Origin of the sequence: Mucilaginibacter rubeus (genome assembly GCF_003286415.2) — a bacterium.
Classification (GTDB): domain Bacteria; phylum Bacteroidota; class Bacteroidia; order Sphingobacteriales; family Sphingobacteriaceae; genus Mucilaginibacter; species Mucilaginibacter rubeus_A.
Window position 1 is genome coordinate 2,642,805 of record NZ_CP043450.1, and the last position, 26,945, is coordinate 2,669,749.

Below are 26,945 nucleotides of genomic sequence, written 5' to 3' on the forward strand. Positions count from 1 at the left end.
ATTTGTAAGACCTCATTATGGATAAATGGGTGAACTTATTTGGCACTTTTTAACCCCTCTTTTAAAGTTTTTATGGCCAGTTTCAAATGAGTTTTCAAAGAGTTTATGCTGATACCCATTTCAAGGGCTGCATCCTTATATTTTTTATTTTCATAATGCACCAGGGTAAAAGCCTGCATCCGCTGCATTGACAGGTCTGCCAGCATTTTCTCCGGGTAAATCTGGGGTACAGGCGTTTCTTCCTCCTCTACCTCTGTAAGCGTATATTTATAGTCAACCAATTTCTTTTGCGTGCGTGTTTCGCTTTCAACTTTTTTCAGGCAGCGGTTACGTATTGCCGTAGTTAAATATGCTTTTAATGACGAATTAATATTGGTAAATAATTGCTTTTCCCAAAGATCAACAAAAAAACCCTGAACAGTGTCTTCAGCTTCCATTTCGTCCTGTAAGATGTAGAAAGCTGATACATTAAGCAACTTGTAGTATTTTTTAAATACTGCTTCAAAGGCCTCCTTGTCCCCTGCCTTTAATTGCTCAATAATTTGAGAATCGTTCAAAATTTCCATGAATTGGTCTTAATCGGTTTATAACTAAATAGGTTGGACTATCTAAAGAAAGCTAAATGTAAAAACTTTTATTGTCAAAACAACAATTATTAAAAAAATATTAGGAATCTCTGTATTTATCAAATAAAGGTTAACTAACGAATCAATTCAGTCGTGTTTTGCCCGTGCGCAGGGAAAGACTATAGCACAAAAAGGAGTAAAAACTCGCGCTTGTAAAATAATACAGCGTTTAGATGGAGATACATAAAAAGCAATCGATAACAGCTGTAATTAATGTAATAAAAACAATTAAATATGAAAAAACGGATCTCAAGCACACTCAGATTTGAAAGAAGAGTATTAATGTTTATGAGCCTATTTTATTTAATTATCAGAAATCACTTTGCTGAAGGGCAACCGGGCCAATTAGTCCCGATTTTAATAATGGAGAATCTTTCGTGTAGAATTTATGAGTAGTAAACGTGAACCTTTTGCTTTTCCTGGGCATACCCTTTATTAACCATTCGGGCCATGCACCATCATTCTGAATCCCGTCGTCAGGCAACTTTTCGTCGCCAATTAACCTGTTAGGCCAGAGGTTTGCCACTTCTATTTCCAATTGGTTATATCTTTTTAAATCAGCGGCGCTAATGTCGATGCGCCAGGGTGCAGTCCATAATATGCCTACAATTTTTCCATTTACCTTTACCCTTGCCATATTATTTACTTCGCCCAGATCAAGGCTGATCTTTTTGTTTTTTTGCTGCAATATGCTCGCGGGCAACTCAAATGTTTTATGATATAGCGCGATGCCCGAATAGTATCTGATGCCATCTTCAGGACGTAGGGTCCAATCCCTTAGCTCATCAAACTTAACAGACTCAGGCCCTCCCCACTTAGGGTCAAAACTTACCTGCCACGATCCGCTTAACTTCTTTATCGTTTTGTATTCTGCAAAATTTTTATGGTTTGCTGCAGCAGATACAGCCCTGGTGAACACCAAAAAATAACTTTGATATGGTTCAAATTTCAACGGTACGGAAATAAGCGCACCATTTCTTGAGTACTCAGAAAGTACCCTAAGCTTAGCTGTCATAGGGTCCCAAAGTTGTATAGTGCTGTTAGCGCTTCGGAATGTCGCTGTGGTAGCAACCTGCTGATCAGTTCTGTTGGATATAAAATATACGTCATCATCACCAACTACACGATGGGTATATCGTAAGTGCCCGTTGGCAGTGAAATCCTGTTGAATATTCATTTTGTTGAGGATGCTGACAGTAAGGTCATATGCCGGATAGAGGTTGTCAACGTTTTTATTCAAATCACCTCCCCATATAACTATTCCTTTTCCAAACCGATGTTCTGTCTGTTGATCCGGTTCCTGTAAACTACCCCACAGTCTTTTTGCCATAGCGGTAAGCTCCTCATCACATGTAGGATAGTTGGAAAGGCCGGGAGATTTTAAAGGAGGCGAACCAACAACCACCGCACCTTCATTTACCAATTCGGTAATTTTTTGCAACAGCGCCGACGTCATAGTTTTCACAGCCGGTAAAACAAGTAAGCTATAACTTGCACCTCCCGGAAACACGATCCGTCCGTTTCGTACGGTGGCCTTATAAAGTTGCCCTGGTGAACAGCCATCAAAATTATAACCTTTTCTGTCAGGAATTACTGCATCTCCATCCATCGCCGATGATGGCGGTCTGAATACGTGCGGAGATCCTTCGGGGGTAAGATAGAGTACATCGGCCACCGCCCGTCCCTGCTGCAACAGATATTGGCAGCGCGATACATAGTCATGATATCCGCTTACCATTGGCCACCAAGTCTGGTTTCTGTCCCAATGCACACCGTAAGGCCCCATTGTTGCGCCAGGTTTTAAAGAATCGGCCAGAAATTGATTTTGGAAAGTGTGGTAAACAAAACGGTTAATGCCGGCAGCAAATGCCCAGTCACCCTGGTTTTTCATCGAGCCAGGGTATTGTTTCCACATATCATCCTGAGCAGTAAAGGCCTCGGCTGGAATTAATGATTTTCCATTTACATGCCCTATAGAAGTAGCTTCCATACAGCTGAACGATGAGTTAAAGCCATATCCCTTGCTCCAGAACTCGCACATAGGGACATCCGCGATATTGCCCAATTCAAGATCTGCCGTCGGGTTCATATCATAAGGTTCGATTGATAATTTAAGCCCGAGTTTATGTGCATAGCGTTTCACATAGCCCGCGTGGTTTTCTAAAACCAATTCCTGTGCGGTTTGCCGCAAATCCCACAAAAAACGTTCGCTTACTTCATTGCTTTCAACTACATTCCCCCCATAAACCGGGTAATAAGGTAAGGGATCATAACCTCTTCGTTTTATAAATTCGGCCCTGAAGTTTCCCGTCCAGTTTTGTGCCCCCATCTCCCAACTGTCAATATGCAATCTTTTTAAGCCTCCCGGTGAAACAACATCCGGCGTTCCGGTTTTTTGCAGGAGCTTGCCAATGTAATTTTCCAAATGCGCATGTAATGCTACTGTATCAAACTTATCTGCTTCAAAGCCGAGGCCGGGCACAGGTGCCGGACGGGTAATAGCGCCGTTGTTGCGTTTACCGAGGCGCATGATTGTCCAGCTCCCTTTTGGAGCACTCCAATCAAGCGTGCCATCTGCATGTAGCTTACCCGTTAAATCAATGATCTTGCTTTTTTCGATTATAGTATTTTTGGCAGCTTCCGGATATGTGGCCAAGTATGGAAGATATTGTTTTACGCCTTTTACTGATGAATAGGGAGCGCGGTAATACAAAGCTTTTTCATCTATATCAGCTAATTTGGATGGGATTGCTTCGGGTGTAGGATATGCAATTACGGCAACATCTTCATAAAAATCATTCCATTGCTTTTTTAATTCAGGAGTAAACGCGCCTTCTCCAAAATAAGGGGCTTTGGGTTGCGGAAGGGATAGTTTAATCTGTTGCGCTGTTCCTCCTTTTACAACAATGGTACTGCTTACTAAATGCTGCATTGATTGAGATATGGGCACCCAGGGGCCACCGCTACCAGTCCACCCAGGTCCTATGCCAAGGGTTATTTCAATACCCAGGCGTTTGGCTTCCTTCACTGCGTGAGCAAACATATTTTGCCACTCTTCGCTTAAAAAATCAACGGAACCGCGCGGGATGCCAACGTTTACCTCTAAAAAGATAAGATTGCTAATGCCTGCTTTTCTCATGGATTCGAGATCGGCCGTAATTGATTTCGCCGACATATTTCCATCCATAAAATACCAATATACACCTGGTTTTGCGCTATCGGGCGGATTAAGAAAGCCCATTTTTAATTTGCTCACCTGTGCCTGGGACACAAACTGAAAACATAAAAGGCCGATAAGCCAGATGGTGGAAAGTCTGTACATTTTAAAAGGTAAATAAACTATGGGTAATTCAAATCTATCTTAATTACGTTTTATTTAACAGCACTTATTTGATATTTGATTTGTAGTTTTTGATTTGACAAAAACTGAAGAAAAGCTACCGCATTTCTTACTTGATTTAATCAATTTTTTGTTTTTAATTTTGTATCGATGATGAACAGCTTACAATTTAAACTTCATAACGGGCAGCTTGAAGAGCTAAGGGATGAACCTGCAAGCTTATTAAAGTTCCTGAATGTTTTATTTGAGCCTTTTTCAGCAAACTACGAACAGCTTAAATACGCGCTTGAGCGTGAGTTCAGACCCGAGGGGTCGCCCGAAGTACTCCGTTTAAATTTTGACCGGATCAAATTTGATCAGCAGGCAGGCCATGGAAGTTTCCGCATCGTATTGGATGTCAATTACTCCTTTGGCTGCGAAGATGTTGTAACCTACAAAAAAGATCAAACCTCGGAGTGGACTTTCATTGTTGATCATAAGCTATTGATTGCAAGCTTCTTCAGTTCGCCATACATCGATAGCCGCTCAACTGCCGACGAATTTTAGTTGCATGCAACAATCTGAAGCCATATCGCTGATTCAAAAAGGCTTAACAAGCGATCATCCTCAACATTGGGCCGATCTGGGCTGTGGTAGCGGTACCTTTACCATTGCCCTCGCAAGCCTTCTCCCCCAGGAAAGTCACATTACAGCTATCGACAAAAGCAACCAACACTTGCCGGCCTTTAGTGATGGTATCAAAATAGATTTTATTAAAGCTGATTTTGTAAACGAACCAATAGCTGTCAATCTATTAGATGGTATTCTGATGGCAAACTCTTTTCATTTTGTAGCAAACAAGACCAAACTGATCAACCAGTTAGAACATACCTTTAAAGGTAATCCCCGGTTCCTGATTGTAGAATATGATGCCACTAAGGCCAATCCATGGGTTCCGTATCCTATATCCTATCAAAAACTAAATCACGAATTTAGTCAGTTAGGATATCAAATAGATAAGTTGGCAGAAATGCCCTCAAGATTTGGAGGCGTGATTTATTCTGCACTTGCTTTCAAATAGGAATTTCTTTGCGATAAGGCTCTATCGATTTGTGACCCGGTTATTATTGATTTTAACGCCCTTACAATCTTTTAAGCTGATCAGTTTATGGATGTCTTTAATATTGCCTGATGATGTTATCTGATTACCAATAATTGTTATCCCGCCAGCACTTGACGCATCAAAAAAACGGGTGCCTTTTATAGTGGCTTTATTACTTGTTATTTTAATGCCGGTATGAACAGGTTTTGGAGATGTTACTTTATTTTCCGGCAATAAACCAATCACAGGCCCACCACACTCAAAAAAGGCATTGTTCCTGATGGTAACGTCCTTCACCGCGCCAGATTCGTACCAACTTGAAGCATCGTCGTTAATCATGATGGCGCTGTTATGAGTGCGGTTAACTATATTATTTTCAATAAGTACTTTTCTTCTTGTAGTAACCAGGATCCCTCTTGTCGGGATCTTTTCAATGGTGTTATTATGGATCCAAACTTCGGGGGTGGCCGTAATATTTTCAACCACGTCACCGGTTTCCATAGCAGCTTGTACTGGCTTACTCAGGGTTAGCAGAAACTCTTTATTGTTCAATTTTTTGACATTGGTCAATTTATTACTTTGATAAGTAAGCAAACTTGCCGGATGTACAAGGCCAATGCTGTCACCGGTCGAAAACGCGTCAAAGCCATAAGTTTGGTCGTGCATGAACTTAACTTTAACCTGGGTTGGCGAAAGCTTTTCCGTTATCTTTAAAAAGGTGCCGTGTACGTTAATGGCATCATCATTGGCTCCCGACAGGTATGAATTGGCAATTTCTATTTTGCCGCTGCAGCCCGAAAAATGTAAGATATCGGCCCAAGCAGCACAAGTACGGCCATCTCTGGCCTTTACTACAACATGATTAAAATTCAAATCTTTACTAAACTGGCTTACCACGCCCATGCCATGCATAAAGTAAATACGGATGTGATCTAAACTAACATTGGTGCTTTTTTGTATAAATAAACCGGCACAATCACGCGTAACGTCCCGGTTTTGATATATCATGCCTTCTTTAAACCCGGGATTCTGTTTAAAAAATATCCGGATCTGATGTGCATTGAGAGCGGCATACTTCAGGTTTTGCTGCGGAATATCCAGCCTTTCCAGCACGCGTGTTGCGGGATCATATTGCTGCCAGTATGAATCGGGCTGATAACGCCAGCCCTCGCCTATCCAGGTTAATGTGCTATCCTTAATGCTATATTCTGATTCGGCATTAACTATTGCATCCGCATGGTTTTCCGTTAACGCCTTGATCTTGAATTCTGAGACCGTTGGCCGGTGATAATCGAAATTCAACCCACTCAACCTGATATTTCTGCTATGATTAATAAAAGTTTCGATCATTTTACCCCTTAAATTAATCAGCGAGGTATTGCCTGTTATATTTACAAACCGGCTGCTATCAACCATGAGTGCAATTGCTTTTAATCCATACGGAACATCATTGGTATTGGAGATCTGAAGCTGTGTTTTGAAAGCGCCGTCAGGAAAAAAATCATATTTACCGGTAGCGAAAGTGATGGTAACCGGATTCTCTTTTGTTCCATGCGCTACAATTGACAGTGTTTCGTGAAATTGACCGGGTGCCAATACTTTTACATTGTCCCCTGCCGATAAAATAAGCTTATTAACGCCATTAAACGTTTTCCATGGTTTTGTAGCGGTAAGGCCTGCATTGTTGTCATTGCCCTTAACAGGGTCGATGTAATAGGTTTTATGACCAGGAGAAATATGCCTGGCCGATAATGCCAAATATTCAACAGGCTTATCCTGAGCTTTTAACAAATGGCATATCATTAACAAGCCCGAAAGCAACAAGTATTTTGCTGTAAAGTTTCTCATGGTATATATCAGGTTACTAATATATAGTGTAGATGTCATAACATTTACACACAGCTTTCACAAAATAAAAATGTGGTTTAGTTGCCTACAGGATAAAAATAAAAAGAAGGGATACCGCTGCGCCACTGAAGTGAGGGTACAACGATCTCAGGAACTTCAGCGCGATGGTAATCTGGTTTTCTACCGTACGCTTGGAAATATTCAGCCTTTCCGCTATTTCGTCGTTGCTCAGGTTCTCTACCCGGCTAAGCCAAAAAATTTCCTGGCAGCGGCGCGGCAATTGTTTAAGTACGTTAGTTAACTCAGTTTGCAGGTCTTCATATCCAAGCTTAACGTCGGCCTCACTAACTAAAGCAAGTGCAGGTTGTTCCGGTATTTGCTCATAAAATTCAACCTTTTCAGCAGCTATTGCCCGAAGCTGTTTGTATACGTGATACCTTGCGGTCACCAGTATATACTTCTGAAAATCGATAATCTTTGAGCTATGTCTTTTTTGCCACAGTGCCACAAAAACATCGTGAACAATCTCCTCGGCAGCGGTATCATCCTTCAAATACTTTTTGGCCGTTTGATAAAGTTTATGCCAATACCTATTGTACAGGACTACAAAAGCCCTGGAACTATCTGAGACAACAGCCTCCCATAATTCGTTGTCAGTAAGTTTATTGGTCATGATTGGTGCGTTAAAAATAAAAATTATTTATCATTTGTAACCGCAGCTGTTACATAAATTTAAATTGATACTTTTTTTTCTAAAGTATGTGTGTTAGCGTTTTCAGAAGCACACTATATATACAACGGCCTCAATCTCATACGGCCTAACCAATAATGACAACCGAAGAATACATCAAACTGTACGAAAAGTTTAATGCCGGCCAATGTACCCCTGAGGAGGAAAAACGCCTTATGGAATTTGAGGATGACTTCAGGTTTCATGAAACTGAAAGCAGCTTACCTCTTAATACTAAAAACAGGCAGAAACGTTCGGCAATATATGCGCGCATCCGTGCAACATTAAATCCTAAAGCTCAAAACAGAAACTATCGCAGGATGTGGGGTTGGGCGGCTGCAGCTGCGGTTGTCCTGCTGGTTTCAGCCATCTTCATTTTCCAGACCAAACAGCCGCAAAATAATATTGCGGCCAGCAGGCCACTTGTTAAGCCAATAAAGCCCGGCAGAAATACTGCTATCCTCACGCTGGCCAACGGATCAAACATAACGCTGGACGATGCAAAAAATGGTGTATTAGCCAAATCGGGTAAAACATCGGTTAAAAAGCTGGCCAACGGACTCATAGCTTACAGCAATGAAGGTTCGGCACAACCCGCAGGCGAACCGGCGAAAAATGTGGTAACGGTACCAAGAGGCGGAAAATATTCTATACAGCTACCCGATGGTACGATGGTTTGGCTTAATTCATCATCGTCTTTATCATATCCCGTGGCATTTACTGGGGCCGACAGAAGCGTAACCCTAACCGGGGAAGCCTATTTTGAGGTAACTAAAAATAAACATCTTCCTTTTATTGTGCATGCCAATGGTGCTGACGTGAAAGTGCTGGGTACTCATTTTAATGTTACAGCGTACGAAGATGAAAAAGACATCAAAGCAACTTTGCTTGAAGGTTCGGTAAGCCTATCTAATAATAAAACATCCACATTGTTGATACCGGGCCAGCAGGGTATTGCCGGGCCCGATCAACAGATTACCACTAAAACAGTAAATGTAAACCAGGTTATTGCCTGGAAAACCGGCTACTTTATTTTCAGGGACGATGATATCCAGAGCATCATGAGAAAGATCTCACGTTGGTACGATGTTGAGGTTGAATACCAGGGCAATGTTACGCGCAAAACCTTTGGCGGCATATACTCCATGAATAAAGATATCAATGAATTATTGAAGGGACTTGAATTAACTGGATTAATACACTTTAAAATTGAAGAAAGGAGGATAATCGTAATGAATTAACAAGTACTTACGATTATCTGGTAAAAGACCGGAGGCGTTGGCCCGCCCCCGGTGTAGTGCCAGGTAATCAATGATCAATTGAGCGACAACCAATTATTAATTAAAACCTAACATTCAAATGTATAAAATATTTACTGAATCAAAGTTCAGGCGGCATCACTATGCCCTGCTCAAAATTATCCGGATTATGAAATTATCGTGTGCCCTGATTATGCTGGTCATAATGCAGGTGAGTGCCACTACTTACGCGCAGAAGGTAAGCGTTGACGTAAAACGAGTGCCGCTTGAAGATGTGCTTTTTAATTTACAGCAACAAAGCGGTTACGATTTTATTTACAGCGCCGACCTTCTGAAAAATACGGCTCCAGTATCACTCTCAATCAAAAACACCAGTATTGATAAAGCGCTGGATAAGCTTTTTGCCGATTTGCCGCTAATGTACCTCATCAACAAAAAGACAATAACTATAAAAATAAGGCCCGAGCCCGAAGCTCCAGTGACTATACCCGTAAAAGGTAAAATTGTTGATGAAAAGGGCTTGCCGATACCGGGAGTCAACATACAGATAAAGGGTACCGCTACGGGTACCACCAGTAAAAGCGATGGTTCTTATAGCATCAGTGTTCCCGATGGCAATGCTGTATTAATTTTCAGCTTCGTAGATTTCGTAAAACAGGAAATATCAGTTGGCAATAAAACCGATATCAATGTTACCCTTGTTGAAGATAAAAAGGCCCTTACCGAAGTTGTTGTTACCGGTTACAGTACGCAAAGCAAACACACGTTAACCAGTGCCATCGTATCAGTTAAAGGCGAAGATATGACTAAACGTGTCGCGACCGACCCTACGTCGCTTTTGCAGGGTCAGTTACCTGGCCTTTCGGTAATACAAAACTCTGCCGAACCCGGTAACGAAAACGTACAACTGCGTATTCGCGGATTAGGTACCTTTAGCGCTGCCAGTAACAACCCTTTGGTTATTATTGACGGCATTCCCGGCGATCTTAGTGTTATTAACCCTAATGACATCGAATCGGCAACTGTCCTTAAAGATGCTGCGGCAGCAACTATTTATGGTTCGCGTGGAGCAAATGGTGTATTGGTGATTAAAACCAAAAAAGGCAAAGGCTCTGGTGGTCTTGCATTAAGCTATAATTACAATATCGGGTTTGCTACACCCACACGGCTTCCCAAACTGATCACCAATTCTGCTACCTATATGGAATTGTTAAACGAAGCTGAAGCAAATTCAGGTAACGCGCCTATTTATACCCAGGCACAAATCGACCTGTATAAAAATGCTACCGACCGGGTCAAATATCCAAATCACGACTGGCTAAAGGATATGTTCAGGACAGCTACTGTACAAAACCATTACCTTAACCTGGGCGGCGGCAATGACAATACTACTTATAGTATAGGTTTAGGTTTGACCAATCAACCCGGAACTATGCGTGGTTTCGACTATAAAAAGTACACGCTTGATGTGGGTTTAAATTCAAAAGTCAATAAGCGCGTAACATTAGGAACCAATTTCCAGTTTCGTTATGGCGATCGTAGTTACCCGTTTGATAATGCAACAGACCTTTATATTTCAACGCTTGCCCAATCGCCGCTATATCCGGCTCAAACACAGGATGGTTTATGGATCACCAAAGCTTATGATAAGGAACTCGGCAATAAAAACCCAGTGTTGTCGTCAACCATATTAACCCATAATCCTAACTATTACGGGCAGGGCAATATCTCTCTTGATGTACAAATCTTTGATGCCCTAAAATGGGAAAACCGGGCCGGCGTAAGCTTTAACCTTCAAAAGTATAAAACCTTTGCCCCTGTTATTCCTCAATACCTGTACAGTGATCTTTCCTACTATCGCAACGCCGATGTGGGTACGCCGGGCCTTACCGCGACAGAACAGGATGAATCGCATTCAACAATTTATAGCCAGTTGAACTTTCATAAACTGTTTGGCAAGCATGACCTTACTGTATTAGGTGGCGCACAGCAGGAAGTTGATCACTTCAGTAACCTTGGCGCCTTCCGCACCAATTATCCCACAAATGATTTGGAAGAAATAGATGCAGGGTCATTAAATGGTCTGAAAAACAACGGTACATCAGGACAATGGGCTATCAGTTCGTTTTATGGTAACGCCAACTACAACTATGATGACAAATACCTTTTAGGAGCCAGTATGCGCTATGACGGCACCTCACGCCTGCCAAGCAATAGTCGCTGGGGATTATATGAATCTTTCTCTGCCGGATGGAGGATCTCAAAGGAAAATTTCTTAAAAGACGTATCATGGATAAACGATCTGAAGATCAGGGGATCATGGGGAAGGCTTGGTAACCAGAATATCGGTAATTATCCATATCAACCTACATTAGTACAAAGTGTATACGCTTTCAATGGCACCATATCCAATGGTTTTCAGGCTAATCAGCTCATCGACCCTGCACTTACCTGGGAATCAACCCGCATGACAGATATCGGTCTTGATCTCGTTGCTTTAAACAATAAACTTACGTTCACCTTCGACTGGTTTAATAAATACACTTACGACATCCTACGGAATTCTCAGGTGCCGTTAGCTTTAGGTGTAAACGCGCCTACGGTAAACAATGGCGCGGTAAGCAACAAGGGTATAGAGTTTAGTCTGCATTATCAGGATCGCCCGTCTGAAAAGTTCAGCTATTATGCTACAGCAAATTTCCAGCTATATCGTAACAAGGTACTCTCTTTTGGCGCTCCTGAAGTTGGCGGCCCGGATCAGCAAACTATTATGCAGAACGGCTACCCTATCAACTCGTTTTACCTATATACCATGCAGGGTATTTTCCAAAGCCAGGCCGAAATCAATAGTGCACCCGATCAGTCAAGCCTTGGCGGTGTACCTACCCCGGGCGATATCAGGTACAAGGATATCAATGGCGATGGTAAGGTAGATGCTAATGATCGCAGCATTATCCCCGGTCAGTACCCTAAGTTTGAGTATTCCTATACCATGGGCGCTACATGGGGTAATTTTGACGCAAGCGTGCAGCTTTATGGCTCATACGGCAATAAGCTTTACTTGTATAAATGGGGCGTCGATCCTTTTGCGCAAGGCGCTATGCCAACTACCGATTGGCTGAACCGCTGGACACCGCAAAATCCTTCAACCACAATGCCTAAAATTTATATGGGTTTTTATGGTTATCCTAAAATCACCAGCGTACAGTCAACTTATCACCTTTATGCCGCAAGCTTTATGCGGATCAAGAATGTGCAGGTGGGTTATACCTTTCCGCAAAACATGATTAAAGGGGTAAAAACGCTTCGTGTTTTTGGTTCGGTTGATAACCTTGCCCTATTTACCCCATTAAAACAAGGGGCTGACCCCGAAAGGCAGGACATCAACTACAGGCCCGATGCCTGGTATGGCTTTGCCGGTTATCCTCAAAACAGGACTTTCACATTTGGTGCATCTGTTCAATTTTAATTTGTTAGCAATGAAAAAATATATCATCATATTTATAGCAGCGTTAGCAGGTTTTACTTCATGTAAAAAACTTGATGTAACGCCTCCCGATAAGTTATCAAACCTCACCTTCTGGAAAACTCCTGCCGATGCCGATTTGGCGCTCACCGGCGTATACGGCACCCTTTACGCAAGAAGCGGACAAATCTCTACCTATGCCCCAATGTGGTACGAGAATTTCGGCGATAACACCTACACACAAAACAACCAGGCCGGCGCGCAACAGGCATTAGTTGCTGGTCTTAATCCATCAAGCGGTGGCTTTGTGGCCGATGGAAGCAACAGCCTTTATATCAATGCCTATAAAAGTATAGCGGCATGTAACACTTTTTTGGCCAACGTTGATAAAGTCCTCACCGGCGACAAGCTTACACAATACAAAGGCGAGGTTTACTTTATCCGTGCGTTCAATTACTTTTTATTAGCCGAAACTTACGGGAATGTGCCTTTGTTAACAGCCGATCCTATCACCTCAGACTTTAAACAAAAGGTAAGCAAATCCTCAAGGGCGGATGTTTTAAAACTGATTGAGAGTGATCTTAACAACGCTATCTCGGGATTACCTAATCAAAAGTTTAACACCGGTCATGCAGTTAAAGGCTCTGCTCAGGGCCTGATGGCACGGGTTTTACTGTTTGAAAAGAAGTATCCCGATGCCGCGGCGATGGCTAGATCAATTATAGACGGCGGTCTGTTTTCACTCAACAGTAATTATCCCTCAAACTTTTACAAGCCTGATCAGCAAACCAGTCCCGAAATTATGTTTTCGGTACAATATAGCGCCCCTACCATTCCGCATCCCGATGCGCTTACCATGATATTAATATTGCCGGGATATGTTGACTTGCAGGGTACTCAGGATATGATCAATGAATACGAGGCTAACGATCCACGAGAAAAAATGACCTTCTTTTTTCCAGGTGACACCCCGGCGCAGGGATGGCCTTATCCCGGTACCGTTGGCAAACCCGGCGTTAATAACTGGACTGCCGGTTTCTATCCATCAAAAAAATGGCTCGATCCTAAGATCGTTAACCCGCAGCCGGGCTTGCTTGATGATCAGGACTATGTATGGATAAGATTTGCCGATGTTAAACTGATGTATGCCGAAGCTCAAAACGAGGCTGCAGGTCCCGACGCAAGTGTTTACAAACAAATCAACGAAGTAAGGGCGCGTCCGGGCGTAAATATGCCCGCGCTTGCTGCCGGTTTATCTCAGGCTGATATGAGAGCAAAGATAAGGCATGAGCGTCGTGTAGAATTGGCATTGGAAGGCTTCCGTTATTTTGATATGCGACGCTGGGGCATAGCCAAAGATAAGTTGAACGGTTTCATTCAAAATCCGCTGATCCCGGCAACAAAAACTATTTATAAAGACAACTTTGATTTTTGGCCGCTGCCACAATCAGAGGTTGACAGAAACGCTCCGGCACTGATCCAGAATGATGGATATTAATAAGGAGCGGTAATAAAAAAACGCCTTACGGATTTAGCCCGTAAGGCGTTTTTTTTGTTGTTAATTCTTGAATCCTTAAAATCCTGATTCAGGCAATTACTTCTTCCATCCCATCGCGTACTTGATTCCGCCAAGCAAATGTTTCAAATATAACGGATCGGCGTATGATTCATCTGTGTGGCCTAATTCTGTATAAAAGGCCCTTCCCCCGTCAAAGTTATGATACCATGCCATTGGATGATTGTCGCCATTCTCGCCGCCGGTGTAGCTTTTTTCATCTATCTTGATCAATACGTGTAGGTCGTCACCTATCCATTTATAGTTATACCATTCGTCCCAGCGTTTCCAGGTTTGCGGCAAATGTTTGGTAGCGATAAAATTACGGTCAACTACGTTTAAAGTAGCATCCTGTTGTTTGGGGTGACTTTTAAAATAGGCGCCAACCAATTTACCATACCATGGCCAGTCATATTCAGTATCTGTAGCGGCATGCACCCCAACAAAACCGCCGCCGCCTTTAATATATTGTTCAAAGGCTGCCTGTTGTGTATCGTTCAAGACATCGCCGGTGGTACTTAAAAATATTACAGCTTTGTACTGCTTCAGGTTACCGGCAGTAAATTTTGTAGCGTCGGTGGTGCTATCCACATCAAAATTGTTTTCCTGACCTAATTTCATAATGGCAGGTACCCCTACCGCTATAGAGTTATGATGAAAACCAGCCGTTTTGCAAAATACAAGTACTTTGTCCTTTGCAATTACCTGGCTTATCGATGCGCCTATCAACAGGCATATGGTGATTAGTTTTTTCATTTGTTTTACTTTTTACAGTGAATGGTTGATTAAGTTGACTAATTAAGCAGTTGATTAAGGGAATGAAACAGAAATGGCCCCACTCACCCATTCAACTACTCACCACCCACCAAATTATATATTTCCCTTCTTTAATTCATCTACAGCGAAATGAGCAGCACGGGCCGTCATAGCCATATAAGTTAACGACGGATTTTGACAAGCCGACGAGGTCATGGCAGCACCATCGGTAACGAAAACGTTTTTGGCATCCCAAACCTGGTTATTGCCATTAAGCACTGAGGTTTTAGGATCACGGCCCATACGTGCTGTCCCCATCTCGTGGATGCCATCGCCAACATGATGACCTCGGTCGTGCGTTTCAATGTTTTTCACACCGGCACTTTCCAGCATAGCTTTGGCTTCTTTAATGATATCAACCCGCATTTTCTTTTCGTTATCCTTTATCTCCGCGTCCATCGCTAATATTGGTAACCCCCATTTATCCTTACGTGTTTTATCAAGGGTGATTTTATTTTCGTGATAAGGCAGCAACTCGCCAAAACCACCAATACCAATTGTCCATGGCCCTGGTTCTGTAAGCGCGTCCTTGTATTGGGCTCCAATATTGTATTCGGCAATTTCACGGTTCCAGCCCATACGGCTTGCCGCGCCCTGGTAACCGAAGCCACGAAGATAATCACGTTTATCACCAAAGAGGTTGGCAAAACGGACTACATAAATACCATTTGCCCGGCGACCATAATAATATTTATCCTCAAAACCTTCAACCAGTCCGCTTGCGCCAAGGTTATAATGATGATCCATAATGTTGTGACCAAGCTCGCCACTACTGCTACCTAAGCCATCAGGCCAGATATCTGTAGCCGAATTCATCAATACCCAGGCACTATTGAGGGCAGAGGCATTAACGAAAACTATTTTTGAATAATACTCATAGGTTTGATTGGTTTCCGCATCAAGCACCTCAACTCCTTTGGCCTTTTTCGTGTCTTTATCATATAGTATTTTAGTAACTATAGAATATGGCCTTACCGTTAAGTTCCCGGTAGCTAAAGCAGCAGGCAGTGTTGATGATTGCGTACTGAAGTATCCACCAAAAGGACAACCCTCCCAGCACCTGTTTCTGAACTGGCAAGCCGTACGGCCGGGAATGGCGGCTGTTAAATTAGCCGAACGACCGATGATCATATGCCTGGTGCCGTTATAGTTCTTTTTGATGCGTGCAGCTACATCCTTTTCAACCACGTTCATATCCATCGGCGGTAAATAATGCCCGTCAGGCAATTGTGGTAAGCCTTCTAAAGAGCCGCTGATGCCTGCAAACTTTTCTACATGATCATACCATGGGGCAAGATCTTTATAACGGATAGGCCAGTCAATAGCCCAGCCATCTTTAGCGTTAGCTTCAAAATCAAAATCACTCCAGCGGTAACTCTGCCTTCCCCATAAAATAGAACGGCCGCCGAGCTGGTATGAACGCCACCAGTTAAAAGGCTTGATCTCGGTATATGGAGCGGCTTGCTCGTCGGTCCAATAATCCATGATAGGTTCAGTAGCGCCCCAACCACGGGAAATTACCGGGCGTTGTTTACGCTCGGCCTGGGTTGGCCTTCCGGCATGATGAAAGTCCCAGGGATCCTTACTGGCGGTTTTATAATCTTTGATGTGCTCAAAGTTGCGGCCGCGTTCAAGCATGATAGTTTTTAAACCGAGTTCGCTTAATTCTTTAGCTGCCCAGCCACCGCTGATACCCGAGCCTATTACAATGGCATCATAAGTATTGCCAGCTTTGGCCTTGCCGTTTATGTTACTTAATGGCATAGTTTATAAATTGGTTTGAAATTGGATGAAACAAGTATATCAATTAAAATCAATTATTGCAATCGATTGTGAAAATTATGAATCATGATTTTCAAGATTGATGGATTACCTTGATCGTAGTATCCAATTCAAGTATCATGAAATCCTCAAATCCTAAAAATCATAGTTCTTTTATTTATTTTTACACCATGCTCCAGGTAAGTGAACTATTTATCTACCCCATCAAATCCCTTGGCGGTATTTCTGTACAAAGCGCCGTAGTTACCACACGTGGCTTACAGCATGACAGGCGCTGGATGCTGGTTAATGAACACGGCCTTTTTATAACCCAGCGAGAGTTTCCGCAAATGGCTTTATTAAAGGCGAGGGTTGAGCCCAATGGTATCGCCGTTGATCATCATTCAAAATCAACATTGTTGATCCCCTTTAATTGTGAGCGAAAGCCATTACAGCAATTTGCCGTTTGGGACGATACATGCATGGGCCAGTATGTGAATGATGAATTTGACCAATGGTTTAGCGACGCGTTGAATATGAAATGCCGCCTGGTTTATATGCCCGACGACAGCGAGCGTGAAGTTGATCAACGCTATGCTAAACCAGGCATGATCACCTCATTTGCTGATGCTTATCCTTTTTTACTGATTGGGCAATCATCATTAGATGATCTTAATACCCGAATGGCACAGCCCCTGCCCATGAACCGTTTCCGGCCCAATATCGTTTTTACCGGCGGTAATGCTTACAGCGAAGATTTGATGAACCAGATCAATATAGCCAGCATAACTTTTTACGGCGCTAAACTTTGCGCCCGGTGTGTGCTTACTACGATAGATCAACAAACAGCGATAAAAGCGAAAGAGCCGCTCAAAACGCTTGCTTCCTATCGCATGAAAAACAATAAGATCATGTTCGGGCAAAACCTGGTACATGAAAACACCGGGACAATCACCGTTGGTGATGAACTTAAAGTATTGAGCACTCACCAGGATGAGCGCTTTATTATTCCTCAAAAACCAAGCTTAACTGCATGAAACCAACTATAACTATTGAATACTGCCCCAAATGTAACTGGATGATGCGCGCGGCTTATATGGCGCAGGAGCTGCTTACTACTTTTACCGATGATTTAAACGGCGTTACCCTCAAGCCAAGTGAAGTGAGCGGGCGATACACCATAAGCGTTGATGAAGAAACCTTGTTTGACCGCAAGCGGGACGGCCATTTTCCTGAAATTAAAGAGCTAAAAAAAGCTGTTCGTGACAAGGTAAATCCTGAGAAAAGCCTCGGTCACTCAGATCGTTAGCAATTGCGATTTTAATAAAATAAAGTCTGTATAAAATATCCTTTCTATATAATCTATAATATTACTCGAAAAAATAGTTAATTTAGTAATATCTTTATTTAACTTTGTAAGTTTTATTATAGAAAATGCTTTCGAAAAAAACTAAGTATGCTATAAAAGCATTGGTTGTGCTGGGCAAAAACATGGATCAGCCACCTATGCAAATATCAAAAATCGCCGAGCTTGAGCGAATTCCGAAAAAATTCCTTGAGCAAATCCTGCTTGATCTGCGTAACGCGGGTTTCTTATACAGTAAAAAAGGTGCTGGTGGCGGCTACAGCCTCAACCGCGATCCGAAAGAAATTTTCCTGGTAAGTATCATGCGTATCACTGATGGCCCTATTGCCATGGTGCCTTGCGCAAGCTTAAATTTTTACCACAAATGTGATGAGTGCCACCAGGAAAGCACTTGCGGCATAAGGGATGTGTTTGTTGATGTAAGAGATGCCACACTTAAAATATTAAGCGAAACCAGTATCGCTGATATTATCAAACGCGAAACTACCCTCATCAGCGTTTAAATTTCAAATTTCATAAAACTGTCATAACGCAGTTTTTTTTAATTAAATGCTACCTTTTCCGTATACTATATATATATTTGGGAAATGAATCGTGAGAGCATTATTACTACAACCTTTAACCAACAGAACTGTTGCTATATGTGCAACAGTAAAGCGAGGTTGTAAAAGTAATATTTAACCATATCTGCCTCTTTCGCCACAGCTAAAGAGGCTTTTTTATAAAAGATTAATACATAAAATATGCAGAGCTTCAGAACGGAACTGGAGAACCCGATTGTTGAGAAGGATATTATAGATCTTGAAAAAAAGATCCGTGCTTTTCGTGAAGGTAAAATTCACGATGAAAAGTTCAGGAGCTTACGTTTGGCGCGCGGTGTATATGGCCAGCGCCAGCCGGGTGTTCAAATGGTACGCATTAAACTTCCATTTGGTAAAGTTAGCTTTAAGCAATTACTGAAAATAGCCGAGATTTCTGATGAGTTTGGAAGCAGCAACCTGCACCTGACTACCCGTCAGGATATCCAGATCCATTATGTAAGTCTTGACCGTACGCCGCAACTTTGGGCTAAGCTTGAACAGGATGATATCACCCTGCGTGAAGCCTGCGGTAATACCGTACGTAATGTTACCGCCTCTCCTACTGCCGGTATCGACCCTAAAGAGCCTTTTGACGTTTCTCCATACGCTTACGCAACATTTGATTATTTTCTGCGTAACCCGATATGCCAGGAAATGGGCCGTAAATTCAAGATCTCGTTTTCATCAAGCGATGAGGATACCGCCTTTTCTTATATTCATGATATTGGCGCTATCCCTAAAATAAACGCTGACGGCGAGCGTGGTTTTAAAATCCTGCTTGGTGGTGGTTTAGGCGCGCAGCCTTTATTGGCAAACATTGTAGAAGAATTTTTGCCCGAAGATCAGCTGATCCCTTATATCGAATCGGTAATCCGTGTGTTTGACCGTTACGGCGAACGAAACAACCGTAACAAGGCCCGCATGAAATACCTTATCCAAAAATTAGGCTTGGATGAAGTATTGCGTTTAACCAAAATTGAACGTACCGCAAATAAGGTAAAATCATACCCTATTAATCGCGATGCGGTTGATGTTCCGGCTTTGCCACCAACCGATAGCTACCCTGAAGTAACCATCAGCAACCCGCTTCGTTACGAGCAATGGCTGGCAACCAACGTTTTTGAACAAAAGCAACAAGGCTTTTACGGCGTATATATAAAAGTACCTGTAGGCGATATCTCTTCTGATACTGCACGTGCACTGGTTAAAACTTTAGAGCCGTTGGTTGGCAACGAGATTCGTATTACCCAAAATCAAGGCTTGCTATTAAAATACGTTCAAAAAGAAGCTTTGCCTGCGCTTTACGAAGGCTTGGCTAAGCTTGAACTGGCAGCACCGGGCTTTGATAGTTTGGCTGATGTTACTACTTGCCCGGGTACAGATACCTGTAACCTTGGTATCTCGAATAGCATGACCATGGCTCGTGTATTGGAAGACTTGATCTATAACGAGTACGAAGATTTTATTTATAACCGCGAAATCAAGATCAAAATAAGCGGCTGTATGAACTCATGCGGTCAGCATGGTTTAGCTCACATTGGTTTCCACGGCAGTTCGCTTAAAGCGGGCACCAAAGTATTGCCATCTGTACAGGTGATGTTAGGCGGCGGTACCGTTGGCGACGGTGTTGGCCGTGCTGCAGAAAGGGTTATCAAAGTACCTACCAAACGCGCTACAGATGTATTAAGGTATTTATTAAACGATTATAAAGAGTTTTCGCCTGAGGGTGAAACTTACCATGAATATTACGACAGGCAGGGTAAAGATTATTTTTACCGCTTGTTGAAACCACTTGCAGATTTGACCACCCTTACCGACGACGAATACATTGACTGGGGCCACCAGGAAACATTTGTTACCGCTATAGGTGTTGGTGAGTGTGCCGGTGTGATCATAGATCTGGTTGCTACCCTATTGTTTGAATCAGAAGAAAAACTGGGCTGGGCCAATGACGCTTATGCAGATGGCCGTTGGGCTGATGCTATTTACCACGCTTATAACGTATTTGTAAGTTCGGCAAAAGCTTTGTTACTTGATAAAGGTATTAACAGCAGCACTCAAGCCGGCGTTATCCGTGAGTTTGATGCTCAATACGTTGAAAAAGGTGAATTTGAGTTGGATGGTACTTTTAACGACCTGGTTTTACAGATCAATCAAAATGAACCGTCACAAGAGTTTGCGACAGCCTACATGGCTCAGGCAACCGAATTTTTAAGCAGAAGCAAGGATAAGAGAGAGGCGCTTGTACAATAATGACCGATACTAATAAAACTATAAAAGAACCGCGCATTACACTTGTGGGCGCTGGCCCCGGTGATGCCGATCTGATAACGCTTAAAGCCATCAAAGCTTTAAAAACAGCAGATGTTGTTTTGTACGATGCTTTGGTTAACGAAGATTTATTGGAATACGCTCCCGAAAATTCAACTAAAGTTTATGTAGGTAAACGTTCCGGCGATCATGCTTTTTCGCAGGAAGCCATTAATAACCTGATGGTTGATTATGCCAAAAACTACGGACACGTGGTCAGGTTAAAAGGCGGCGATCCCTTTGTATTTGGTCGCGGTTACGAGGAGCTGCTTATTGCAGCTGAGCACAGTATACCTGCCTCGGTTATTCCGGGCATTTCAAGTTCTGTAGCTGTGCCCGAATTGCAGCAAATCCCTGTTACACACCGTGGCCTGAGTGAAAGCTTCTGGGTTGTTACAGGCACCACTGCAAATGGCAAAATCTCGAACGATCTTATAGACGCTTCACGTTCAAATGCTACTGTTGTAGTTTTGATGGGCATCCATAAACTGGCCGAGATTACTGAAATATTTAAGTTACAAGGCAAGAACAAACTGCCGGTTGCCGTTATTCAAAACGGATCGACAGCAGAAGAAAAAATAGCTGTTGCTACGGTTGATACCATTGTTAGTGCCGTTGAAGAAAATAAGATCTCCTCACCTGCACTTATTGTATTTGGCGAGGTTGTATCGCTCCATCCAAAATTCCAATTGATAAAAGAGGTTTATGACGTTGTTGCCAGGGGATAAAAGTTTTACCAACATTCAGGACGATAAACAGGAAGGCAACCAGCTTTTTCCTGTTTTTTTGAAACTGAATGACCTGCATACCGTGCTTATTGGCGGCGGCAATGTTGGCTTGGAAAAACTTACCGCGGTACTCAACAACAGTAATCAGGCTCGCGTAACAGTAATCTCGCGTGAGTTTTTGCCCGAGATCCACAATCTTGCATCTCAATATACAGGCATTCGTGTTATTCAAAAATCATTTACGGATGATGACCTGAATGATGCCGACATTGTTATTGCCGCAACTAACGACAGCGAGCTTAATAACTATATCCGCACTGCCGCTCACGACAGGAAACTGCTGATCAATGTAGCCGACAAACCTGCATTATGCGATTTTTACTTAGGATCGATAGTGCAAAAGGGCGACCTGAAGCTGGCCATATCTACCAACGGAAAATCACCTACTGTGGCAAAACGACTAAAAGAAGTATTAAATGAAAGCCTGCCTGCCGAGCTTGATATCACTTTGCAGCAAATGAGCGAACTAAGAAATACCCTTGAAGGTGATTTTGCCGACAAGGTAAAAAAACTAAACAGCGTAACATCTGTATTGGTTGAGCCCAAAGCGCCCAACCGGAAAAATTTCATCTGGCTAATCTGGTCTACTATCATTTTATCCTTAGCCATCGGTATAACCGCGCTGTATCTTAAAGAGCCTAACTTTAAAAACTTTGTAACCGGTATTGACCCTATCTTTTATTACTTTTTAGGAGCAGGATTTGTATTTGCCATGATTGACGGGGCCATAGGCATGTCATACGGAGTAACATCAACCACGTTTTCGTTAACTATGGGTATCCCGCCGGCTTCGGCCAGTATGGGGGTACACCTTTCAGAAATTATGAGCTGCGGCATAGCCGGCTGGATGCATTACCGCATGGGTAATATCAACTGGAAGTTATTTAAACTATTGGTTGTTCCTGGTATTATAGGCGCTGTTACTGGTGCTTATCTCCTATCTTCGCTTGAGCACTACGCAATGTATACAAAACCTGTTGTATCAATTTATACATTGATATTAGGCATAGTGATATTCAGGAAAGCGTTCAATACGCAAAAGAAAAAATCTGCTGATAAAGTAAAACGCATTTCACTGCTTGGTTTAGGCGGTGGCTTTATTGATGCTGTTGGCGGTGGCGGTTGGGGTTCAATTGTGTTATCTACGTTGATAGCAGGTGGCCGTAGTCCCCGGTTTTCGTTAGGTACCGTTAAGCTTTCACGCTTTTTTGTGGCCATAATGGGTTCAATAACCTTTATTGCCATGGTAAGCAGCGATCATTGGCAGGCTGTAGCCGGACTAATTTTAGGCAGCGCCCTTGCTTCACCAATCGCGGCTAAGATTTCCAACAAGATATCAGCAAAAACCATTATGGTAGCCGTATCGGTTATTGTAATCCTGATCAGCGTCCGTTCTATCCTTAAATTCTTTGTTAAGATACCATGAGTTCCGCTTTAGAAAATATACAGCAACATATCCAAGGTCTTGGCCCTGTTGAAGCGCTCACCAAACTGGCTGAGCTTTTTCCGGGTGAAGTGATCTTTTCTACCAGCTTTGGCTGGGAAGACCAGGTGATCAGTCACATGATTTTCAGCAATAACCTGCCTATAAAAGTATTTACACTGGAGACTGGCAGGCTTTTCCGTGAAACGTATTCAGTTTGGGCAGCTACAATGAACAGGTATCAAAAACCTATTCATGCCTACTACCCAAATAATGAGTTGCTGGAAGAAATGGTAAGCAAAAAAGGCCCCAACAGCTTTTACGAGTCGGTAGAGAACCGTAAGGAGTGCTGTGGGATTCGTAAAATAGAGCCTTTGAAAAGGGCTTTGAAAGGAAATAAAATCTGGATAACCGGCATCCGTGCCGAGCAATCTGTTAACCGACATGATATGCATGACCTGGAATGGGACGAGCAAAATCAATTGGTAAAGTTCCATCCTATTTTTAGCTGGACGCTTGATGAAGTGAAAGCTTACGTTAAACAATACAATATCCCGTACAATTCATTGCATGATAAAGGTTTCCCGAGTATTGGCTGTATGCCATGTACCCGTGCAGTAGCCGAAGGCGAAGATTTTCGCGCCGGTCGCTGGTGGTGGGAAGATCAATCTAAAAAAGAATGCGGGTTGCATGAGGTAGCAAAACCTTGATGAATAGGATTTGAGGATTGCCCGATTTTGCAAATCGATACTATCGCGAAAATCCCGAATCCTAAATAACGTTTCCAGAACAAAGACGCTTTTTTTTATACGTAGGTCAACTTGGTCGAAAGATCGGTTGGCCTTTTTTATTTTTAAACACGTCATTGCGAGGAACGAAGCAATCCCCGAGTAGTAGAGGAGCTTTGCAAATTCGCTTTGTAAAGTTTGGGATTGCTTCGTTCCTCGCAATGACGCGCATAGCAAAAACAAAAAAAAGGGGATGAGCACTAATCGCGACCATCCCCTTACAAACTATATAAAACGTAATAAAAGTTCTTATTTGTTATTGTTGGTATTACCTGCTAATAAACCATCAAGCGTTACCGATACATAGTACAAGCCGCCAATGGTTGGGCCACCTGCATATTGATAGTACCTTTTGTTAAAGATGTCTGTAGCACCTAACTTAAATGTTGCATAGTAAGCTGGCACGCGATAAGTAACCTGGGCATCAACAGTTTTGATTGATGGTACAGTACCAGTAACCAGCGGACTCTCCCATAGGTACGATTGTTGCCATTTGTAAACTACGTTAAAGCCTAAGTTTTTAACTACTTCGCGGTTGCCAAACGATACGTTTCCAGACCACTCAGGCGTATTAAAACCGGTGACAAATATATCAGATGCGGTTTGAGCCTTTAGCTTATTGAAGCTTACGTTACCTGATACTGTATAATGCTGGTAGAAATTATAGGTAATACCTGCCGATGAGCCATAGTTATGGTAGATATTCTTAGCATTAGTGTAAACGCGGTACCTGCTTTGGCCTTGACTGGCGGCGTTGCTTGACGTACCGGTTGTAGGGTCGCGGTTAATATCAAGCATCGATAGCACAGCAGCATCAGAACCTACAGTAGCTCCATTGGGCACAAATACCTGTACCTGGCCAAGGAAACCATCGTAACGGTTAGTATAAGCATCAATATCGATAAATACTTTATTATCAGCAACGATACCTTTATAACCAACCTCAAACGAAGTGATCTGTTCAGGACGTGCCGGAGGCAGGTCTGCCACTTTTAACAAGTTGCGGTTAGCCAAAGCCGCCTGGTCTGAACCACCTGCAGCATTTACAGCGGCATTGAATGCCACTACCGATGTTTGCGTGTAGCTGTTACCAAGATAACCTAAACCTTCGTTAATGAATGGTAAGCTGCCTACACGTTTTACACGACCATTATTTACGTATGATAATGCTTCAAATAAAGATGGGAAGCGATAGCCGTTCTGGAAAGTGAACCGGAAGTTATGGTTTTGGTTAACAGTATAAACTGCTGCTAAACGCGGCGTAAATTTAGGATCGAAGTATGGGTTGCGGTCCCAGCGAATAGAGCCGAACAATTTCAACTTTTCATCAAAGAATGTTTTAGTAACCTGGGTAAAAGCGCCATATTTTTTGTAAATCACATCTTTACCGAAAGTACCATCGGCAAGCGGAGTGTTCCTGTCGGCAATCGGGCGGCTGAAATCTACGAAGTTATTTCCATCAGGTGTAATGCTGTACACACGTACATCGGCACCAACCAACAGATCAACAAATTTTACTTTGTCAGTTAAATCCCATTGGGCCTCACCGTTGTACATGTGGCTTTTTTGAACCAGTGCGGCACCACCTGTAACCGGGGCATTAGGGATCAGGCTTGATTTGATATCCCAGTTATTGATGCCAATGATGGTTTTACGTAAGGCGTCAAACTCTGGCGTACCAGGCTCAACACGGCCTTTATCAGCAGCGGCACGAGCGGCTTGTTCTGCTGCTGCAAGATTTGCGGATGTAAGTACACCGCCGTTATACGCTTTTAAGGCATTACCGTATAAAGTTGCCCAGGCCGAGTTGCTGGCATGGTTAAGGTCAAGGTTATCTGCCAATGGTTTTACGTTGAATGAATTACCTGTATTCTCGATAGATTCATAACCACGCACCAGGAAGTCCTTTCCTTTCAACTCAATTTTATGGTTTTGAACCGTAGCTCCTTGTAACGAGATCTTGTTTCCGCGTTGAAACACACCGTCCAACCTGCCGTAGCGGTAGGTGTACGATAAGATGGTGCTTGGTGTTAATTTATAAGACAGTGTACCATCTAATTTTAAGTTTTTCACGTGCGGGTCAACCAGGTCAACTTCATTGTAACCTGTACGTGCAACGGTTAGATTAGGACGAGCCTTGCCATCAACAGTAATACCTTTTATCGACACCGTGTTACTGCCCGCGAGCGCGTCATCACCATATTTGTTCCAACCATCATAAGCCGCATTGCTTGTGCCTGTTAATTCAGGATAAGCTGGGTTTGCAGATTTCAGGTTAGTCGGGTTCTGATCTAAACGGGTATCCGACTGCCAATCCTGGCCTTGCATGTAGCTAAAGTTCACTTTAACGGCAAACTTATCGTTAAAGGCTTTGGCATAACGTAAAGCATCTTCGGTAATTGAACTGGCGCCTAAACGGTCGTTACCTACATGGTTAACCGCCTGACGATGGTAAAAGCTCAAGCCCTGGTATTTAAAAGGATCTTTAGTGAACAGGTTTGATAAACCGTTAATTGCATTGGTGCCATAAAGGGCCGCAGCCGCGCCCGGAGTAATTTCCACGCTGGCAATATCCAATTCAGTTGGGCCAATAGCATTTCCTAATGGTACGCCTAATGTAGCCGACTGCATATCAACACCGTCAACCAGTTGCATAAACCTAAAGTTATTTGGGCTGTTGAAACCGCGGGTATTTGGTACCTTTAGGGTGATACTGGTGGTGGTCATTTGTACACCTTTAACGTTCTCAAGCGCATCGTAAAAACTCGGGCCAGGCGATTGCTTTAATGCCGTAATACTCAGCTTTTCAATAGCAACAGGCGACCGGAGCAGCTTTTCTTCCTTACGGGATGCCGTCACTACAACTTCGTTAACCAGTAGTGATTGCGTGGTAAGTGTGATGTTTACGGCGCTGTTAGCATTTTTTATATAAAATTCCTGTGGCTGATAACCTACTGCTGTAAAAACAAGTGTATATGGTAATTTTGCGCTGGTAGTTAACGAAAATTTACCGGTTGTATCTGTTGATGTTTTATTTGTTGTGCCTTTTATGGATACGGTAGCCCCTACCAGCGGTTTTCCCTGGTCATCGTCTACTTTTCCGCTCAATATGTATGAGCCATTTAATTGCGCACGGCTTATGCCCGGTAACAGTACCAGGAAGAGCACAATTATTTTAATTGAGTTTGTAAAAATTTTCATGAAGTA

The 26,945-nt window shown here is 42.8% G+C and carries 19 protein-coding genes; 12 read left to right on the forward strand and 7 right to left on the reverse strand.

What is annotated here, in order from left to right:
- Nucleotides 1-35: 35 nt before the first annotated feature.
- Both DEO27_RS10770 and DEO27_RS10775 read right to left on the reverse strand, forming a co-directional pair.
- Entirely contained in the window at nt 36-566 is a 531-nt protein-coding gene (locus tag DEO27_RS10770) for an RNA polymerase sigma factor (RefSeq protein ID WP_112566577.1), read from the reverse strand.
- 370 nt (nt 567-936) lie between these two features.
- The gene (locus DEO27_RS10775; protein WP_112566574.1) at nt 937-3,948 is read right to left on the reverse strand and encodes a glycosyl hydrolase; all 3,012 of its coding nucleotides are present in this window, start codon (nt 3,946-3,948) and stop codon (nt 937-939) included.
- A gap of 168 nt (nt 3,949-4,116) precedes the next feature.
- Here DEO27_RS10775 and DEO27_RS10780 point away from each other — a divergent pair, with 168 nt between their 5' ends.
- Both DEO27_RS10780 and DEO27_RS10785 read left to right on the forward strand, forming a co-directional pair.
- Nucleotides 4,117-4,512, forward strand: coding sequence for a hypothetical protein (locus DEO27_RS10780; RefSeq protein ID WP_146749952.1), 396 nt, complete (start codon nt 4,117-4,119; stop codon nt 4,510-4,512).
- Nucleotides 4,513-4,516: 4 nt separating this feature from the next.
- Nucleotides 4,517-5,026: a class I SAM-dependent methyltransferase gene (locus DEO27_RS10785; RefSeq protein WP_112566567.1), complete on the forward strand. Its 510-nt coding sequence runs from the start codon at nt 4,517-4,519 to the stop codon at nt 5,024-5,026.
- Between the two features lie 21 nt (nt 5,027-5,047).
- On the opposite strand, the gene DEO27_RS10790 is transcribed toward DEO27_RS10785, so the two are convergent.
- Nucleotides 5,048-6,895 (reverse strand): right-handed parallel beta-helix repeat-containing protein, encoded by a 1,848-nt coding sequence (locus DEO27_RS10790; RefSeq protein WP_190295374.1) that lies wholly within the window; start codon nt 6,893-6,895, stop codon nt 5,048-5,050.
- A gap of 85 nt (nt 6,896-6,980) precedes the next feature.
- On the reverse strand, nt 6,981-7,568 hold the full coding sequence (locus tag DEO27_RS10795; RefSeq protein ID WP_112566556.1) for an RNA polymerase sigma-70 factor: 588 nt from the start codon (nt 7,566-7,568) through the stop codon (nt 6,981-6,983).
- A gap of 155 nt (nt 7,569-7,723) precedes the next feature.
- Between DEO27_RS10795 and DEO27_RS10800 the strand changes: the two genes are divergently transcribed.
- The 3 genes from DEO27_RS10800 (at nt 7,724) to DEO27_RS10810 (ending at nt 13,848) form a co-directional block, all read left to right on the forward strand.
- Nucleotides 7,724-8,866 (forward strand): FecR family protein, encoded by a 1,143-nt coding sequence (locus tag DEO27_RS10800; protein WP_112566553.1) that lies wholly within the window; start codon nt 7,724-7,726, stop codon nt 8,864-8,866.
- A gap of 187 nt (nt 8,867-9,053) precedes the next feature.
- A complete protein-coding gene (locus DEO27_RS10805) occupies nt 9,054-12,353 on the forward strand; it encodes a TonB-dependent receptor (RefSeq protein WP_190295375.1) in 3,300 nt (1,099 codons plus the stop codon).
- A gap of 10 nt (nt 12,354-12,363) precedes the next feature.
- On the forward strand, nt 12,364-13,848 hold the full coding sequence (locus DEO27_RS10810) for a RagB/SusD family nutrient uptake outer membrane protein (protein ID WP_190295376.1): 1,485 nt from the start codon (nt 12,364-12,366) through the stop codon (nt 13,846-13,848).
- Between the two features lie 96 nt (nt 13,849-13,944).
- Here the strand turns inward: DEO27_RS10810 and DEO27_RS10815 are convergent, their stop codons facing one another.
- Together DEO27_RS10815 and DEO27_RS10820 are read right to left on the reverse strand one after the other, a co-directional pair.
- Nucleotides 13,945-14,661, reverse strand: coding sequence for a ThuA domain-containing protein (locus DEO27_RS10815; protein WP_112566544.1), 717 nt, complete (start codon nt 14,659-14,661; stop codon nt 13,945-13,947).
- A gap of 114 nt (nt 14,662-14,775) precedes the next feature.
- Nucleotides 14,776-16,485 carry a GMC oxidoreductase gene (locus DEO27_RS10820; RefSeq protein ID WP_112566541.1) on the reverse strand — a complete coding sequence of 570 codons (1,710 nt, stop codon included), beginning with the start codon at nt 16,483-16,485 and terminating at the stop codon, nt 14,776-14,778.
- A 137-nt stretch (nt 16,486-16,622) separates the two neighbouring features.
- Between DEO27_RS10820 and DEO27_RS10825 the strand changes: the two genes are divergently transcribed.
- From DEO27_RS10825 to DEO27_RS10855, 7 genes are all read left to right on the forward strand, one after another.
- The gene (locus tag DEO27_RS10825) at nt 16,623-17,519 is read left to right on the forward strand and encodes an MOSC domain-containing protein (protein ID WP_223818212.1); all 897 of its coding nucleotides are present in this window, start codon (nt 16,623-16,625) and stop codon (nt 17,517-17,519) included.
- Entirely contained in the window at nt 17,516-17,791 is a 276-nt protein-coding gene (locus tag DEO27_RS10830; RefSeq protein ID WP_112566535.1) for a SelT/SelW/SelH family protein, read from the forward strand. The genes DEO27_RS10825 and DEO27_RS10830 overlap by 4 nt, the downstream gene beginning before the upstream one ends.
- 125 nt (nt 17,792-17,916) lie before the next feature.
- Nucleotides 17,917-18,351 (forward strand): RrF2 family transcriptional regulator, encoded by a 435-nt coding sequence (locus DEO27_RS10835; RefSeq protein ID WP_112566532.1) that lies wholly within the window; start codon nt 17,917-17,919, stop codon nt 18,349-18,351.
- 240 nt (nt 18,352-18,591) lie between these two features.
- On the forward strand, nt 18,592-20,682 hold the full coding sequence (locus tag DEO27_RS10840; RefSeq protein WP_112566529.1) for a HEPN domain-containing protein: 2,091 nt from the start codon (nt 18,592-18,594) through the stop codon (nt 20,680-20,682).
- The gene (gene cobA, locus DEO27_RS10845; protein ID WP_112566526.1) at nt 20,682-21,467 is read left to right on the forward strand and encodes a uroporphyrinogen-III C-methyltransferase; all 786 of its coding nucleotides are present in this window, start codon (nt 20,682-20,684) and stop codon (nt 21,465-21,467) included. Before DEO27_RS10840 ends, cobA begins: the two co-directional genes overlap by 1 nt.
- Nucleotides 21,445-22,953, forward strand: coding sequence for a TSUP family transporter (locus DEO27_RS10850; protein WP_112566523.1), 1,509 nt, complete (start codon nt 21,445-21,447; stop codon nt 22,951-22,953). The genes cobA and DEO27_RS10850 overlap by 23 nt, the downstream gene beginning before the upstream one ends.
- The gene (locus tag DEO27_RS10855) at nt 22,950-23,660 is read left to right on the forward strand and encodes a phosphoadenylyl-sulfate reductase (RefSeq protein ID WP_112566520.1); all 711 of its coding nucleotides are present in this window, start codon (nt 22,950-22,952) and stop codon (nt 23,658-23,660) included. Before DEO27_RS10850 ends, DEO27_RS10855 begins: the two co-directional genes overlap by 4 nt.
- A gap of 327 nt (nt 23,661-23,987) precedes the next feature.
- Here the strand turns inward: DEO27_RS10855 and DEO27_RS10860 are convergent, their stop codons facing one another.
- The gene (locus tag DEO27_RS10860; RefSeq protein ID WP_112566514.1) at nt 23,988-26,939 is read right to left on the reverse strand and encodes a TonB-dependent receptor; all 2,952 of its coding nucleotides are present in this window, start codon (nt 26,937-26,939) and stop codon (nt 23,988-23,990) included.
- Between the last annotated feature and the right edge of the window lie 6 nt (nt 26,940-26,945).

Bases quoted from the DNA above. Each gene is read 5' to 3' on its own strand.
- DEO27_RS10830 (WP_112566535.1), top strand. From the start codon at position 17,516: ATGAAACCAACTATAACTATTGAATACTGCCCCAAATGTAACTGGATG.
- DEO27_RS10860 (WP_112566514.1), bottom strand. From the start codon at position 26,939: ATGAAAATTTTTACAAACTCAATTAAAATAATTGTGCTCTTCCTGGTA.
- DEO27_RS10770 (WP_112566577.1), bottom strand. From the start codon at position 566: ATGGAAATTTTGAACGATTCTCAAATTATTGAGCAATTAAAGGCAGGG.
- DEO27_RS10785 (WP_112566567.1), top strand. From the start codon at position 4,517: ATGCAACAATCTGAAGCCATATCGCTGATTCAAAAAGGCTTAACAAGC.
- DEO27_RS10805 (WP_190295375.1), top strand. From the start codon at position 9,054: ATGAAATTATCGTGTGCCCTGATTATGCTGGTCATAATGCAGGTGAGT.
- DEO27_RS10840 (WP_112566529.1), top strand. From the start codon at position 18,592: ATGCAGAGCTTCAGAACGGAACTGGAGAACCCGATTGTTGAGAAGGAT.
- DEO27_RS10820 (WP_112566541.1), bottom strand. From the start codon at position 16,485: ATGCCATTAAGTAACATAAACGGCAAGGCCAAAGCTGGCAATACTTAT.
- DEO27_RS10835 (WP_112566532.1), top strand. From the start codon at position 17,917: ATGCTTTCGAAAAAAACTAAGTATGCTATAAAAGCATTGGTTGTGCTG.
- DEO27_RS10780 (WP_146749952.1), top strand. From the start codon at position 4,117: ATGATGAACAGCTTACAATTTAAACTTCATAACGGGCAGCTTGAAGAG.
- DEO27_RS10800 (WP_112566553.1), top strand. From the start codon at position 7,724: ATGACAACCGAAGAATACATCAAACTGTACGAAAAGTTTAATGCCGGC.
- DEO27_RS10790 (WP_190295374.1), bottom strand. From the start codon at position 6,895: ATGAGAAACTTTACAGCAAAATACTTGTTGCTTTCGGGCTTGTTAATG.
- DEO27_RS10855 (WP_112566520.1), top strand. From the start codon at position 22,950: ATGAGTTCCGCTTTAGAAAATATACAGCAACATATCCAAGGTCTTGGC.
- DEO27_RS10795 (WP_112566556.1), bottom strand. From the start codon at position 7,568: ATGACCAATAAACTTACTGACAACGAATTATGGGAGGCTGTTGTCTCA.
- DEO27_RS10815 (WP_112566544.1), bottom strand. From the start codon at position 14,661: ATGAAAAAACTAATCACCATATGCCTGTTGATAGGCGCATCGATAAGC.
- DEO27_RS10850 (WP_112566523.1), top strand. From the start codon at position 21,445: ATGACGTTGTTGCCAGGGGATAAAAGTTTTACCAACATTCAGGACGAT.
- DEO27_RS10825 (WP_223818212.1), top strand. From the start codon at position 16,623: ATGAAATCCTCAAATCCTAAAAATCATAGTTCTTTTATTTATTTTTAC.
- DEO27_RS10775 (WP_112566574.1), bottom strand. From the start codon at position 3,948: ATGTACAGACTTTCCACCATCTGGCTTATCGGCCTTTTATGTTTTCAG.
- DEO27_RS10810 (WP_190295376.1), top strand. From the start codon at position 12,364: ATGAAAAAATATATCATCATATTTATAGCAGCGTTAGCAGGTTTTACT.
- cobA (WP_112566526.1), top strand. From the start codon at position 20,682: ATGACCGATACTAATAAAACTATAAAAGAACCGCGCATTACACTTGTG.